The following is a 15,322-nucleotide window of genomic DNA, read 5'->3' as shown; positions in this document are numbered from 1 at the left end:
GCGGGCCGGGACGTCCACCAACAGTTGGGGACAGGAAAGCCCGAGTGATCAAGTGCGTGTTCGGACGCGGGAGCAAAGGCAGGTGCCTTGGGGCATCAATCGACTGGAGGCCGTGGTTGGCGAACGCCTCCGCCAACCACGGCGGATGACGAAGGTCAGTCGGGAAGATCGCCCTTGGTGGACCACTCGTTGGCGAAGTGCTCCATCTGCTTGAGGACCAGGTTGATGGCCTCGGGCGCCTGGTCCGGCGGGTAGTTACGGCGGGCCAGGAGACGCTTGATGGCGCTGCGGAGGCGGGCGCGGACGGCCTCGCGGGCGATCCAGTCCGGCTTCAGCTTGCCGCGGACCTCGGCGACGAGCTCGCGGGCGATGCCAGCCAGAACCTCGTCGCCCATCATGGAGCGAGCCGTGCCGTGGTCGGCGACCGCGTCGTAGAAGGCGAGCTCGCGCCAGTCCAGCGGCGGGTCGAACTTCTCCCCGCGGCGGGCGTCGTCGACGACTTCCTTCGCCATCTCGACCAGCTTGGCGATGAGCTCGGCGCTGGTGAGCTGCTGGCGCATGTAGCGGACCATCAGGTCCTGCAGCCGCTCGGAGAAGGTGGTGCGGCGGACGACGTTGTGCCGGGTGACCTCGCGCATCTTCCGCTCGATGAGGCGCCGCAGGGCCTCGGCTGCCAGGTGCGGGGTCTCGCTCTGCTGGAGCTGGGCGACCAGCGCGTCGTTCAGGTGCGTGAGGTCGGCGGTCTCCAGGCCGGCCTCCGCGAAGAGGTCGGTCACGCCGCTGGTCTCGACGACCGAGGATGTCAGCTGGGACAGGTACAACTCGACGTCACGCGCGACCGGGAGGCCGCGGGCCTCGCGGTCCATGGCGTCGTACTTGGCCATGTAGGCGCGAACCTCGACGAAGAACTGAATGTCCCGCTTCCACGTCCGGTGGTCAGGGAAGCGCTCGGCGATGTTCTGCGCGGTGGCGGAGAGGGCGAAGAAGCGCTCCAAGCGGTGGGCGTGGTCACGGAACCGTCGGCCGAGAGTCTGCCGGGGATCGTGGAGCTTCTCCGGGTCGTTCCCAGGCGTGCGCGGGTCGCGCAGGTAGTTGGCGGCGCGTATGGCGGCGTCGATGAACGCCGTCTTGGTGGGCATGGCGAGACGGGTCCGCCAGTCAAAGCCCCGCAGGATGTCGGTAAGGATGTCGTACTCGTTGCGCAGCTCGTCCAGGGCGCGGTCGAGGTCCTGGCCGAGAGTGCGGTCCTGCTGGTCGGCCTCGGTGTACTCGGCGATGGCCCGCTGGAGATTCTCGGTGAGCGGGGCGTAACCGACGAGGAGGCCGTCCTGCTTGGCGCGGAAGCGGCGATTGACGCGGGCCAAGGCCTGCATCAGGTTGGCGCCCTTGAGGGGCCGGTCCAGGTACATGGTGTGGATCGGCGGGGCGTCGAAGCCGGTCAGCAGCATGTTGTTGACGATGAGCAGCTCGAGCTCGTCGTCGGGGTCCTTGGCCCGGTTGATGACCGTCTTGCGCTGGCTGTCCCGCAGGGCGTGGGCGCGGAGGTGGTCGGGGTCCTTGCGGGAGTCCGAGGAGAAGACGATCTTCATGGCGCCCTTGTCGACCTCGTTGCTGTGCCACTCGGGGCGCAGCTCGCGCAGGGCGTCGTAGACGCGGACGCAGATCTCGCGGGTGGCGCACACGATCATCGCCTTGCCGGCGGCGCCGCCCTTCTCCGAGACGCCCACGAACGCCTTCATCCGCTCGCGCCGCCCTTCCCAGTGCTCCACCAAGTCGGCGACGAGGTCGCGTATGCGGGCCGGGGCGCCGTACATGGCGTTCATGGTGGCGACGGCCTGCTCGACGCGGCGGCGCTCGGTGTCGTCGAGGCCGTCGGTGATGCGGTCGGCCTCTTCGTCGATCTTCGTGGGGTCGACATCCTCGTCCAGGACGAGCTGGATGACGCGGCTCTCATGGAAGACCTTGACGGTCGCGCCGTCGTCGGCTGCGCGCTTGAGGTCGTAGACGTCGATGTAGTCACCGAAAACGTCGCGGGTATTGCGGTCGGCCTCGGAGATCGGGGTGCCGGTGAACGCGAGGAGCGTGGCATGCGGGAGGGCGTCCCGGAGGTGGCGGGCGTAGCCGTCGAGGGAGTCGTAGTGGCTGCGGTGGGCCTCGTCGACGACGACCACGATGTTGCGGCGGTCGGAGAGGAGGGGGTGGTCGGCGCCGGACTCCTTCTCCTCCCTTGTCCGTCCGAACTTTTGCAAGGTGGTGAAGAGGATGCCGCCGGTGCGCTTGGCGGCAAGCTCCTCGCGGAGTTCGGCTCGGGTGAGGACCTGCTGGGGGGTCTCGGGGAGGATCTCACTCTCGAGGAAAGTGGAGTAAAGCTGGTCGTCGAGGTCGGTGCGGTCGGTGACGACCACGACGGTGGGGTTCAGCAGGGCCGGGTCCTTTATCACCATGGTGGTGGTGAGGACCATCTCCTCCGACTTGCCGGAACCCTGGGTGTGCCAGACGACGCCGGCCTTGCCGTCGGTGGCCGCGGCAGTGCGGACGGCCTCCGCCGCGCGGGTCACCGCGTGATATTGGTGCGGCTTGGCGATGCGCTTCATCCGCTTCGACGGGACGAAGTTGATGAACCCCTGGAGGATGGCGAGGAAGCGCGGCTGCGTGAACAGGCCGTGCAGGGCCAGGTTCTGTCCGGACTCCGCCATGCCATCGGCGGTCAGGGTGTCGACGCGGGCCCCGAACTCGTCGGTGTTCCACGGGGCGAAGTGCTCGTACGGGGTGAAGGGCGTCCCGTACTTCGCGGTGACGCCGTCGGAGAGCAGAACAAGCGCGTTGTGGCGGAACGCGGTCGGGAATTCCTCGGCGTACCGGGTTACCTGGGAGTGCGCCGTCTGGAGGGTGGCGTCCTCGTCGCCGGCGCGCTTCAGCTCCAGGACAGCGAGGGGGAGGCCGTTCACGTACAGGACGATGTCAAAGCGGCGGTTCTTCTCACCGTCGATGACGATGACCTGGTTGAGGGCGCGGAAGGTGTTCGCCTCGGGGTCGCTGGTGTCGAGCAGCCGAATAGTCGGAGTGTGCTCGGCACCGAACGCGTCGGTGTAGGTGACGGCGCGGATGCCGGTGGTGAGGTAGCCGTGGGCAGTGCGGTTCTCGTGGTAGGCGTCCTGCGAGCCCGGGGTCGCGGCGATCGCGACGGCCTCGCGGATGGCCTCCGGGGGGAGGTCAGGGTTCAGCCGCTCGATCGCCTCGGTGAGGTCGGGGTAGAGGATCAGGTCGTCCCAGGAGCGGCGGTGGCCGGAGCCGGGGACGAACTCGTTGCCGGGCGCGGCCAGCCAGGCCAGCTCGGCGAGTTCGTCCAGGGCAAGGAGTTCCCAGTCGGACTCGTAGGGGCGGTGGTGGTCGTTGTCGTCCTCGAAGTGCGTCATGTTCTGTCCTCGACAATCTTCTCGGCGTCCTTCACACGGAGCCGGCCAGCCATGAGCTGAGCGAGGAGAGTGTCGCGGAGATCGGCGAGAAGCAAAGACTCCCGCTCTGCCAGCAGAGCCCTGTCCCATAGGGGAGCAATCTGACTGTTCAGAGTCGCCAACTCTTCAGCTTTGGGAACGCAGACAGGTTCATCCAAGTGCTTGCGCTGAATATGCCCCATAGTAGTCGCTTTGCCCGCAGCAACGGCGCGGAAATGAACAATTTTGCTGGCGACAAGCTGCCTGACGAGCCAGCTCGGATAATCATTTTTCGGCACACACTTGAAGATGTGCTGATTGATGATTGATTCAGGCCTGAACCAGCGGGCAACGGTGAGTGATCCAGACCAAGAGAAGAGCACGTCACCCGGTCGCGCCAAATGCTTTTCTGGCACCTCAACGTCGCTGTATACGGTCGAATTTCCAGGCCCGCTGTTGATTTCCGCGATCCGGATCACCATGCGGCCGCTACCCGTAGCGCCCTTAGTAAATGCGCGACCATTAATAAAGTCTGCAGTATCCGACAAGGCTTGTTCAGTGAAACGATCCGGAGCAGTCGAGGCTGCCCTTCGAAAAATCTTGCCAGCCAACTCGTCGGCCGTGAGAACAATGCGCTCATTAGTGGCAATCTTACGGGATAGCGCGTAGTAGAAATTACCGATCTCCGCTTGCCTTTCGGGATCCGGAACCGGGATTTGAAGCTTGCCAAAATCACCCTTCTTGAAATGAGGGATCATGGTGCCGACGTGCAGGTTTCGGATTCTATTCTGTACCTCCGGAGACCTTAGGGCTGCAAATAGGTAAAGCGGATGAACTTTGGAAGAATCCGCTCGAACCGCGACCATGTCTTGAGCAATACAGAAATCGACAGGGTCGGGGACTATTGCCACTCGACCAGGAGAACCCTTGCAAACAAAGATTAGATCGCCTGGCTGAGGGTGCCCTCGAAACCAGCTGTCGTACGTCTGCCGGGAAACGTAACGAAGCTTTTCGTAACGCGGATACAGCGCGTCGTTGCTGATGCAGTTGGTTGCAATAAGCTTGATTCCGGCATCGACGGTCGGGCAAGTTCGCCCGCGATTATCGACTACGGCAGTCAAAAGTTCCGAAAAAGGAATGTCACGAGTTCTCATTCTTGACACCTCCAAGTAGCTTCGCAACTGCGTCCTGCTGACGACTGGACTCTTCAAAGAGCCGGAAAAGCTCTTCGGTGAGCACTGTGATCCTGTCTGCGGCCGCTGTCGCGTCTTCCTCGTCCGCCTCAATAGCACCGACGTACCACCCCGGCGTCAGCGCATAACCGTGGTCACGCACCTTTCCGAGGTCTGCCGAGTAGCAAAAGCCAGGAACATCCTTGTAAGTCAGACCCTCTTCACGAGCCGATGCTGTGCCGCGCCACGCATGGTAGGTACCTGCAATCTTGGTCAGGTCGTGCGCTGTGAGAATTCGCTCCGTGCGATCGGCCATCTCGCCCATCTCACGGGCGTCGATGAAGAGAATCTCGCCGCGTCGGTCGTCCAATCGGCGTGCACCCTGTGGAGACTTGTCCTTGGCCAGGAACCACAGGCAGGCAGCGATCTGAGTCGTGCGGAACAGCTGCGGAGGCAGCGCCACCATGCAGGCCACGAGGTCCGCCTCGATGAGCGCCTTGCGGATTTCGCCCTCACCGCTGGACTGGGAGCTCATGGAGCCGTTGGCGAGGACGATGCCAGCGGTGCCCTTCTCACCCAGCTTGGAGATCATGTGCTGGAGCCAGGCGTAGTTGGCGTTGTTCTTCGGCGGAACGCCGAACTTCCACCTGGGGTCGCTCTCGTCCCGCGCCCAGTCCTTGATGTTAAAGGGCGGGTTGGCCATGACGAAGTCGGCCTTGAGGTCGGGGTGCTTGTCCTCGGCGAAGGTGTCGCCCCAGCGGGGGGCGAGGTTGCCGTCGATGCCGTGGATGGCGAGGTTCATCTTCGCCAGGCGCCAGGTGCGCTCGTTGAGCTCCTGGCCGTAGACGGCGATGTCGGCCTTGTGGCCGCGGCCGCGGTGGGCCTCGATGAATTTGGCCGCCTGGACGAACATGCCACCCGAGCCGCATGCCGGGTCGTACACGCGGCCGGAGTACGGCTCCAGGATCTCGACGATGAGCTGGACGACGGAGCGCGGCGTGTAGAACTCGCCGCCCCGCTTGCCCTCGGCGCGGGCGAAGTTGCCGAGGAAATACTCGTAGACCTCACCGAGCACGTCCTGCGCCGGCTTGTCCTCGCGGCCGCCGAAGCGGGCGTCGCTGATGAGGTCGACCAACTCGCTGAGGCGCTTCTGGTCGACGTTGTCCCGGTTGAAGATCTTGGGGAGGACACCGGTCAGCGAGGCGTTCTCGCGCATCACCGCGTCCATCGCGTCGTCGAGGAGCTTCCCGACACCCTGGGACTTGGCGTGGGTGGCGATCCAGGACCAGCGGGCGGTCTCGGGTACCCAGAAGACGTGGGCGCCGGTGTACTCGTCGCGGTCCTCGAGGAAGTCGTCCAGGCGCTCCTCGTCGATGCCGTCCTCCGCGAGCTCCTTGGCGAGCTGAGCGCGGCGCTCCTCGAAGGCGTCGGAGACGTACTTGAGGAAGATCAGGCCGAGGACGAACTCCTTGTACTGGGCGGCGTCGATGGAGCCGCGCAGCTTGTCGGCCGCCTTCCAGAGGATGTCCTGGATCTCTTTCGGGCTGGAGGCGGTGAACAGTTCCGCCTGCTCGGTGGCCTTCTTCTTGCCGGGAGGCATGGGGTCGGCTCTCTCCTTCGTTCGGATGGACGCGGTCGCGGTCAGGCGTCCGGGTCGGAAAGGTGCTGGATGGTCAGGGTGCCGTCGGCCATGCCGGCGGCCATGGTGCGGGTGAGGTCCTCAAGGGCGTCGGTCTGCTCCCGGAGCAGTGCCGCCCGGTTCTCGATCTCGGCCAGCACGGCGTCGTACCGCTCGGTCTCGGCCCGGCCGAGGTCGGGGATGCTCAGCTCCTCGAGGGCCCGCGAGGCCCGCACCGCACCACGGGTGCGGGCGTGCTCGGCGGCCGCCGCCTGCAGCAGGGCTGCCAGCACCCGCGGCCGCAGCGGCGGGTCGGCGTCAGGCAAGACACGGAGAATCCGTGCCGGGGCGGTGACGACCGACAGGCCTTCGGTGTCGACGTGAACGCCGAAGCGAGGGCTGGACGTCACGACGATGTCACCGGGCTCGGTGAATTCGGCGTGGTCGTACGCGGTGAGGAGTAAACCGCGGTCGATCCGGCGGCTGCCGAGCCGGACGGCGCCGAGAATCTCGTCCGGGCCGAGCACGGGATGGTGACCGGCAGCCCGCATGTGCTCGGGAGCTATCCGGTGACCGGGCCGCCGCCGCAGACGGCGCTGCTCCACCAGGCGGCGCACGGTCGTACGGCGAACCGACTGGTCCTCGGGACGCAGGACCGCCTGGAGGCGGACCGCGGCGCGGAGATCGGCGGCGACGCTGTGGGAGCGCCGGTGAAGGTCGGCCAGGCGCTGCTCAAGGTCGCTGATGCGTGCAGGCCGCTCGGTGACCGTGCGCGTGTACCGGGCCTCCGCCGAGCGCTGGTGCGGGAGGAAGGCCGAGCCAGGTCGCTCGTCGAGGTCCATGGCCGGGACGATCGCGGCGTTCCGGAGAGCGTGGCGGCGGTCACCGCGCCAGCCCGAGTCACGCCAGATGGCGATGTCCTCGGCGAGGGCGTCCAGCACCGGTTCGGTGAGCGGCTGGGCGGAGTAGTCGGCGAGGAGGATACGGCCGGTCCGCTGGTCCTGGGGCACACGGGTGAGGATCCAGACGGCGGTGCGGTAGCCGGGGCGGGAGGGGAAGGCACCGTCGGGCAGGCTGATGGCGGCCTTGAGCAGGCCGGGCTCCAGGAAGGAGCGGCGCAGGCGGTCGGCGTCGCCGTGCCGTTCGAGGGGACCTGTGAGGACGTCGGCGGGGCCGAGGACGACGGCGGTGGAGCCGGTGGCGAGGTAGTCGGTGAGGTCGGCGACCTGCTCCAGAACGGCCTTGGGGTCGCGGCTCTCGGCTGCCTCGTAAGGAAGGGCGCAGAGGAGGAGGTCCGGGTAGCCCCACTCGTCGGCGTCGATGTCCTTGCCCTGCGCGATGTCGAGATGGAACTCGTACAGTCCGCGCACGAGCATCCGCCGCCGCAGGAGGCGGACGCGGGCGAGGTCGGGATCGGCGGCCAGGTAGACGTGGCCGGAGTCCTCGGCGGCGTGGTCGTGGAGGGCGGCGAGGAGGTCGCCGGCGCGGGCGTGTGGGACGGCGACCGTCGATTCCTCGTCGAGGGTGCCGATGCCGGAGAGCGCGGCGAGGGCCCGTGCCACGGCGGGTGCGGGTTCGTCGGCGGCCAGGTCGCGGGCGCCGAGGCGGTGGCAGGACTGGAGGATCCAGTCGAACGCCTCGGCGGGGTTGTACGCCGCGTCGACGAGTTCGTCGGCGAGTTCGGCGAGAGCGGGACCGGTGTGGTCCGGGTCGGGGACGGCGCGCAGTTCGGCGAGGAGGTACTGGTCCTCGGCGTCGAGCTCGGTGGCCCGCTCGAGGAGGCTCTGCCAGGGACGGCCGTCGGCGACGGGGGCGTCGAGCTGCTGGTGCAGGCAGACCAGGGAGGTGAGTGCGCCGATCAGCGCGGACCCGGGCAGGGCCGGGGTGCGCCAGGCGGCGAGGGTGTGCAGAGCGAGCTCGGCGCGCAGACGGCCGGAGTCGGTGTTGCCGCGGCCGGTGGCGGCCAGCCAGTCGACGACGGCCCGGGCGTCGAAGAGGGGACGTCCGTCCTCGTGGGCGACGGGCGGGGGGAAGTCCGCGTGACGGCGTGCCCAGGTCGTCGGCACGGGCCGCTTGACCTGCGCGAGGGCGGCGATTTCGGCGTAGGTGATCCGCCAGGCCGACGGTTCGGGCAGGATGGGCGAGATTGCCGTCTGAACTGTCACCGGACCGCTCCCCCTTCGTGTTCCCGTCGCCGGCATCGAGATCTCGGTGCCGGGCCGCCCTCCCTCCAGACGAGCGGTGTGAGCACCTTACCGCGATGATCTTCATCTGCCTGAAGAGGTTCTGATAATAGGGGTTATCACGGCCTGGTGAAGTCGTTACCGGAAAACGCAGGCACCTTGTGGGGACCAAGTGCCACGACGCCCCGGAGGGCCTCTTCGATGAGCCAGACGTTCCCGACACCGCCCGGCGGATCCCAGTTCCCTGGCGCCCACGCCTTGACGCAGGCGGGTGCCGTTCCCCCGGTGCCGCCCACGGCTCCGTACCTTCCGCCGACCGGGCCGGGGCAGCCGCCGCTTCCGGGGGGCAAGCCCTCGCGCGGGAAGAAGTGGCTCACCCATGGCGCGACGGCGTTCCTCGCCTTCCTGATCGGTGTGGGCATGGGCGGCAGTGACGGCGAGAGCAGCTCCAAGGCCAACGCCGGCTCGGCCAAGCCCGCTCCCCGGGTCACCGTGACCGCCGATCCCGAGCCGGAGCCCGCCGTCACCGTCACCGAGACGGCGACGGTGAAGCCGAAGCCTCCGAAGCCGAGCAAGAAGCCGGGGCCGCCCACCACCGTCGAGGGTGACGGTCAGTACCTCGTGGGCGAGGACATGAAGGCCGGCACCTACAAGACGGCCGGCCCGGACAGGAGCGGCTTCGTCGACAACTGCTACTGGGCCCGGCACAAGGACGCCTCCGGCGAGTTCGGCTCGATCATCGCCAACCAGAACCTGCAGGGCCAGGGCCGGGTGACGCTCAACAAGGGCGAGTACTTCGAGACCAACGGCTGCCAGAAGTGGACCAGGGTCGGCTGACCGGTCCCGCAGCCCCACAGACTCCGCCGCGCTCGTGGGGGGACGCGGCGGAAGGCCGGGGGCGGCCCGGATCTTCGCCAGGCCGCCCCCGCGGCCGTGTGCTCCGCGCACTCTGTCCTCCGCTCCGCGTTCCTTCCCCTCATCCCTTCCCGCCCTCGAACCGAGAGGAAGCCCTCGAGATGTCCCACCCGGAGCCACCCCCGTCCGCTCCCGAGCAGCCGGAACCGCAGCCGTTACCAGCCATGCCGGATCAGCCTCCGACCCCTGTCACCCGCTGGGCACGCCTTTCGCGCGGCGCCGCCATGACCCTCGGCGTCGTGACGGGCGCTGTCACCGTGGGGCTGTGCTGGGCGGGCGTATCCCTGACGGGTGCAGGTACGGCAAAGGAGGCGGCTGCCGCCGAGGAGGCGCAAACCCGTTCCGCAGAGGCGACGGCCGCCGATCAGCCAGAGGAGACAGCGACGCCGTTCAGCACAGACGGGACGCTCACCCTCCAGGACGCCGGCGCGGGCCTGGACGCCGGAGAGATCTGCTCAGGAACGGGCGGCTACTCCGACATCGATTTCGGCACGCAGGTCACCGTCACGGACGCGGACGGCACCCTCGTCGCGATGGGGCTTCTCAGCCTCGGCGAGAAGACCGATGCGGGCTGCGAGTTCCCCTTCACGGTCGACGACATCACGCCCGGCTCGAAGTTCTACACCGTCGAGGTGTCCCACCGTGGAGGCCTCACTCAGACCGAGGAAGACCTCCGCGCCGGCAGCCTCGCCTTCAGCCTCGGCGACTGAAGACCGACGCCGCACGCCTGACGCGCGGACCAGTCCCCAGGCCAGGCTGCGGCGCCTGACCGATTGCCCTCAACCCGACCGACTCGACATTCCCGGAGAACACCATGCTGGAACTGCGCGGCCTCGGCGGCCGGATCGTCTTCGACGGTGAGTGCCTCACCATCGCGCGACAGGGCTTCCTCGCCCGAATGACCGTCTCCATGAAGGAGAACCGGCTGCGCTTTTCGCACGTCAGCCTTCAATTCGAGCGCCCCGAGAAAGCGGACGACGAGACGCCCACGGCCCTCGACGACAAGACCACCCGGTCGTGAGGCCGCAGAGAGAGGAACAGCAGCACACATGGGCAGCCCCACGCGTACGAGCACCAGGGGCGACGGTCTCCGCATCCGGCTCGTGCGGTCCGGTTGGGCCGAGGCGCTGCCCACGGCGCGCGAAGCGCTCCGCGCCCGCCTGGCCGACGCCGGGCGGCAGGCTCCTGACCGGACTCGCTCCGCGGCCCGAGTAGAAGGAACCGCGCCCGTGTTCACCACCCGGACCGCTCCCGCACCCGCACCCGTCCCCGCTCCGTCCCCCGTGCCGCCGGCCGGCCTCCTCCGGTCGCTCGAAATCGCGGCCGCCGAGGACTGGTCCGCCAAGGCCGTCCACGACGCCTTCTCCGTACACGTCCTGTGGCGCACGCCCGGAGGTGGATGGGGCGGCCGGGCGGCCACGGTGGCGCTGGGCGGGTGAGGGGACCGCTTTCCGCCGTTACGCCGGAGGCAGAGCCGTAGAACGGCGTAACCTCCCTGCGTGTCGGCACCGTTGCTCCAGCGACAACCTCCCGGCGCGGATCCGTGGCGGGCTCACGAAGAGGCATGGCATGCAGATTTCGCAGATCCTGTACAAGATCGACTCCGGGGACATCGCCCTCCCTGAGTTCCAGCGCGGCTACGTCTGGACACGTGACCAGGTTCGCGGCTTCTTCCAGTCGCTCTACCGCGGTTACCCCATCGGCGGGTTCCTCACGTGGAGCACCAAGGCGGAGAGCGCGAGTACACGTGGCGGCAGCCCGGAGAAGGACGGCACCGTACAACTTCTGCTTGACGGCCAGCAACGCGTGACCACCCTGTACGGCGTCACCCGGGGCCGCGCACCGCGCTTCTTCGAAGGCAACCCGTCGGCCTTGACAGGGCTGCACTTCAATTTGGAGACGGAGGCATTCGAGTTCTACGCCCCGGCCAAGATGAAGGACAACCCGCTCTGGGTCGATGTCACCGCGCTCTTCCAGGGCGGGCTGGGCTCGCATCTGCCGGCCGTCACCGCGCTGACGGCCAGTGACGCATCCCTGGTGACCGTCTACATCGAGCGGTTGAACCGGATCACGCAGATCAAGGACCGCAGCATTCACATCGACGAGGTCACCGGTGAGGACAAGACCATCGATGTCGTCGTGGAGATCTTCAACCGGGTGAACTCCGGCGGAACCAAGCTGTCCAAGGGTGACCTGGCTCTCGCAGCCATTTGCGCGTCGTGGCCGGACGCACGGCCGACCATGAACGAAGCCTTGCGGAGCTGGTCGGACGCCGGTTTCAGCTTCAAGCTCGACTGGCTGCTACGCAACGTCAACGCGGTGCTGACCGGGGAGGCGCAGTTCTCCAAGCTCGCCGATGTCGAGGTGGCGGACTTCCAGACCGGTCTGCGGCAGACCATCGAATCGACCAGCTATCTGCTCAACGCCCTCGGCGGCCGCCTGGGGCTCGACCACGGTCGCGTGCTCAACGGCCGGGCCGCCTTCCCCGTCATGAGCCGACTACTGCACCACCACTCCGGCAAGTTCCCGGACGCGATGACCCGCGATCGGCTCTTCTACTGGTTCGTGCACAGCTTCCTGTGGGGCCGCCACACGGGTGCCACGGAGACCGCTCTGAACCAGGACCTCGAGGCGGTCGACGCCGGCGGAGTCGACCGCCTCATCGACACCTTGCGACAGAGCCGGGGTGGCCGCCTCGAAGTGCGGCCCGACGACTTCCAGAGTTCCAGCATGGGGTCCCGCTTCTACCCGCTGCTCTACATGTTGTCCCGTGTCCATGGCGCTCAGGACCTGGCCAGTGGTGTCCCGCTAAAGGACGGCATGCTCGGCAAACTGAGCTCGCTCCAGGTGCACCACATCTTCCCCAAGGCCCTGCTGTACAAGCACGGTTACAGCAGGGCCGAGGTCAACGCAGTCGCCAACTTCTGCTTCCTCACCCAGGACACCAACCTGCAGATCAGCGCCAAGCGACCGGAGGATTACCTGCCGGAGATCGCCCAGCGTGTGCCGGGAGCTCTCGAATCCCAGTGGATCCCCACGGATCCCGACCTGTGGCGGCTCGACGCCTACCGTTCGTTCCTGGCCGCACGCCGCGAGCTTCTCGCCGAAGCGGCGAACAGCTTCCTCACCAAGCTGCTTGAGGGCCCCTCCCCGGTCGGTCTGGCTCTTCCCGCCGCCACGGTCCTCAAGTCGGCTGCACCGGTCTCGGAGGTGTCGGCGGACGACGAGGACATGCCCGGGCTCACGGCCTTGCTGGTGGACCTGGAGGACCGGGGGTTCGCCGCACCCGAGCTGGACAGCGAGGTGACCGACCCCGTGACCGGCAGCCCGATTCTCGTGGCCGTCGCCTTCTGGCCGCAGGGCCTCCAGGCGGAGGTCGGCGACCCCGTCGTGCTCGTCCCCGAGACGGCGCCCGCGGAGCAGGCAGCGCTCGAGGCGAACGACTACCGGGTCTTCCACAGCGTCGAAGCCCTGCGTCGTTTCATCGGCAATCTGCACACGGGCCAGGCCGCCTGACGTTCGTCGGCGGAAGCGGTTGACGACTGCGGGCCGGCCGGAAAACCGGTCGGCCCGCAGCAGGAGAAACTCCAGCGGCCCGGCGTCGTCCCTGCCTCCGCGGCAACTTTGTCGCCCCGGCGGGAGGGCCCTCGGCGTCCCCCGGCCCTCTGCCGGCCGCCCGCACGGCGGGCGCGCGCTGGGGTACCCATGACAGGACGAACGGGCGGCACACGGTGGTGGGAGCACATGGACACGACAGGTCTGCTCACCCTCGGGCACGGCACCGCCGGGCAGGAGGAGGTGCTCCGCCTGCTCCACGACGCGCACGTCACCGCCGTGGTCGACGTGCGCACCGCGCCGGGCAGCCGCCGCAGTCCCCACCTCGCCCGTGACCGGCTCGCCCGGTGGCTGCCGGACGACGGCATCGCCTACCGCTGGGAGGCCGCCCTCGGCGGTTTCCGCAAGCCGACGCCCGACTCCCCCGACGTGGTCTGGCGCAACGCGTCCTTCCGGGGCTACGCCGCGCACACGCGGACCCCCGACTTCGTCGCCGCCATGGCCACCCTGCTCGAGCAGGCGTCCCGGGCCAGGACCACGGTGATGTGCAGCGAGGCGGTGTGGTGGCGCTGCCACCGTCGGCTGATCGCCGACTACGCGGTGGTGAGCCGCCACGTCCCCGTGCACCACCTGATGCACGACGGGCGGCTGGTGCCGCACCCGCCGACGGCGGGAGTGCGGCTGCGCGACGACGGCCTGCTCGTCTACGACGACACCGCGGCGGCGTCCGGGGAGTGACGCGGCGTGAGGTCACGGACCCGCGGGGCCGGGACTGTCGGTCCGGCGCACTAGGTTTCCGGTCACATCGCAGCCGCGGCCATGACGGGCGGCTGCCGTCGTCGACCGGGAGTGGGACAGACCATGAGCTTCGAGGCCACCTACGCGGACTTCTCCGCCGATCCGGCGCGGCTGTCCAACGCCGACGTCACGCTCCACCGGGCCCGGCCCGCCGGGTCCCACCTGGTGGTGGACGCGGGCGGGACCGTCACGCTGGACTTCGAGGTGGAGGACCCCCAAGACGTCCCCCAGGCGACGCTCACCGTCACGGCCCTCGTCTCCAAGGCCGGTCCCTCCCTCGGGCACGCGCCCGTCGACGTGCTGTTCCAGGGCGAGGCGCTGGCCGAGAACCTCATCGTGCCGGGCGGGGGAGACCTTCCGCAGGACAACGTCCTCGCGGTGCCCGGACGCCTGTTGAAGCAGGGGACCAACACGCTGGAGATACGGTCGTCCGCCGAGGCGCGCACCGCGCTCCGGCTGTACCGCATCACCCTGGACCCCGTCTTCGAGCGGGGCCGTTCGGAGCGCGCGCGGACGGCGGAGGCCGCCCGGGACTCCGTCTTCGCCTACCGCACGGAGCGCCGTCCGGCCCATGCCGCCGCGTCCGCCCCCTGGCAGCCGGCCCCGCGGCTGCTGTTCCACGTCGACCGGGGCGAGCGGTCGCTGCCCGCGCAGCTCGGCTGGCGCGGCGCGGACGGCGCCGAGGCCGCCGTCAGCTTCCAGTCCGGCATGTCGGACTTCCACGGCTGTCACCGCGCGGCGGACGGCACGGCGTACGAGTACCGGGGCCGGCTCACCGGCCGGTGGCCGTTTACGGCGGAGACCGAGAACCTCACCACGGCCCCCCTGCACCGTTTCCGCACGGAGGAGGGGTGGGGCGGGAGCTGGCACGCCTCCCAGGAGCTGCGGCTGCTGGTCGAGGACGGCGCAGTGCCCGTCGAGCGGGTGACCTGGCGCGATCAGCGGGGGAACTCCGGGGTGGCCGTGCTGCACGACGCCTCCGCCGAGGCCGAGGTGGCCGGGGTGGAGGCGAGCGACGAGTTCCGTGAGGCGCACGAGGTGGCCGGCAACCTCCTCGAGGACTCCCGCGCCAAGTGGCTGGCGCGGGACGACGTCGCGCGCCTCGACTTCACCCTCGTCCGTCCCGCCGCCGTCGCCTCGTACTCCCTGACGACGGCGAACGACTACCCCGACCGCGACCCCCGTGACTGGACCCTCTACGGCTCCCACGACGGCCGGACCTGGACGCCGCTGGACACGCGGACCGGCGAGGTGTTCGAGGCGCGGTTCCAGACGCGGGAGTTCGCCGTCCGCGCCGGTGCCGGGACCGGCACGGACGCCGGCCTCAGGGACGACGCGGGGGCCGGTGGTCACCGGCACTACCGGCTCGACATCACCCGCAACCACGGCGCGGGGGAGATCCAGCTCGCCCGGGTCCGCTTCGCGGAGTCGGCCGGCGGGCAGGCGTTCACCGGCTACTACCAGCGCTGGAACGAGGGCCCCATCGGCTACCGCGGCACGCCGGTCCCGGCGTCCCCCACCACCGCGGCGCGCCGCCTCGCCGTGGACCTGGAGGCGGCCGCCCAGGGGCTGGCCGAGACCGCCCGGTCCCTGACCGCCCTCGCCTCACGACTGCGCCTCCGCTGAACCGGGCCGGCCGGCGCGCGG

11 protein-coding genes are annotated in these 15,322 nt (G+C 68.8%); 7 read left to right on the top strand and 4 right to left on the bottom strand.

Features of this window, described 5'->3' with window-relative positions; all coding sequences use genetic code 11:
• Positions 1-155 precede the first annotated feature (155 nt).
• The 4 genes from A2U95_RS23100 to A2U95_RS23085 are packed head-to-tail and all read right to left on the bottom strand — an operon-like array spanning position 156 to position 8,389.
• Positions 156-3,416, bottom strand: a complete 3,261-nt coding sequence (locus A2U95_RS23100) for a type I restriction endonuclease subunit R (RefSeq protein ID WP_166026339.1) — start codon at positions 3,414-3,416, stop codon at positions 156-158.
• Entirely contained in the window at positions 3,413-4,588 is a 1,176-nt protein-coding gene (locus A2U95_RS23095; RefSeq protein ID WP_166026337.1) for a restriction endonuclease subunit S, read from the bottom strand. The genes A2U95_RS23100 and A2U95_RS23095 overlap by 4 nt, the downstream gene beginning before the upstream one ends.
• On the bottom strand, positions 4,575-6,206 hold the full coding sequence (locus A2U95_RS23090; protein ID WP_166026335.1) for a class I SAM-dependent DNA methyltransferase: 1,632 nt from the start codon (positions 6,204-6,206) through the stop codon (positions 4,575-4,577). Before A2U95_RS23090 ends, A2U95_RS23095 begins: the two co-directional genes overlap by 14 nt.
• A 41-nt stretch (positions 6,207-6,247) precedes the next feature.
• Positions 6,248-8,389, bottom strand: coding sequence for a hypothetical protein (locus A2U95_RS23085; protein ID WP_240957764.1), 2,142 nt, complete (start codon positions 8,387-8,389; stop codon positions 6,248-6,250).
• A 303-nt stretch (positions 8,390-8,692) separates the two neighbouring features.
• Here A2U95_RS23085 and A2U95_RS23080 point away from each other — a divergent pair, with 303 nt between their 5' ends.
• From A2U95_RS23080 to A2U95_RS23050, 7 genes are all read left to right on the top strand, one after another.
• Positions 8,693-9,244, top strand: a complete 552-nt coding sequence (locus A2U95_RS23080; RefSeq protein WP_240957761.1) for a hypothetical protein — start codon at positions 8,693-8,695, stop codon at positions 9,242-9,244.
• Positions 9,245-9,546: 302 nt separating this feature from the next.
• Positions 9,547-10,032 carry a hypothetical protein gene (locus A2U95_RS23075; RefSeq protein WP_166026330.1) on the top strand — a complete coding sequence of 162 codons (486 nt, stop codon included), beginning with the start codon at positions 9,547-9,549 and terminating at the stop codon, positions 10,030-10,032.
• 104 nt (positions 10,033-10,136) lie between these two features.
• Entirely contained in the window at positions 10,137-10,343 is a 207-nt protein-coding gene (locus A2U95_RS23070) for a hypothetical protein (RefSeq protein WP_166026328.1), read from the top strand.
• Between the two features lie 208 nt (positions 10,344-10,551).
• Positions 10,552-10,761, top strand: a complete 210-nt coding sequence (locus A2U95_RS23065; protein WP_166026319.1) for a hypothetical protein — start codon at positions 10,552-10,554, stop codon at positions 10,759-10,761.
• A gap of 130 nt (positions 10,762-10,891) precedes the next feature.
• Positions 10,892-12,838, top strand: a complete 1,947-nt coding sequence (locus tag A2U95_RS23060; RefSeq protein ID WP_166026326.1) for a GmrSD restriction endonuclease domain-containing protein — start codon at positions 10,892-10,894, stop codon at positions 12,836-12,838.
• A 228-nt stretch (positions 12,839-13,066) separates the two neighbouring features.
• Entirely contained in the window at positions 13,067-13,615 is a 549-nt protein-coding gene (locus A2U95_RS23055; RefSeq protein WP_166026323.1) for a DUF488 domain-containing protein, read from the top strand.
• A gap of 123 nt (positions 13,616-13,738) precedes the next feature.
• Positions 13,739-15,301, top strand: coding sequence for an alpha-1,2-mannosidase (locus A2U95_RS23050; RefSeq protein ID WP_166026321.1), 1,563 nt, complete (start codon positions 13,739-13,741; stop codon positions 15,299-15,301).
• The last annotated feature ends 21 nt before the right edge of the window (positions 15,302-15,322 follow it).

The sequence above is a fragment of the Streptomyces chilikensis genome, from assembly GCF_001642695.1.
In the GTDB taxonomy this organism is placed as follows: Bacteria; Actinomycetota; Actinomycetes; order Streptomycetales; family Streptomycetaceae; genus Streptomyces; species Streptomyces chilikensis.
The sequence above is the reverse complement of the archived record's forward strand: the minus strand, read 5'-3'. Positions and strand labels throughout refer to the sequence as shown.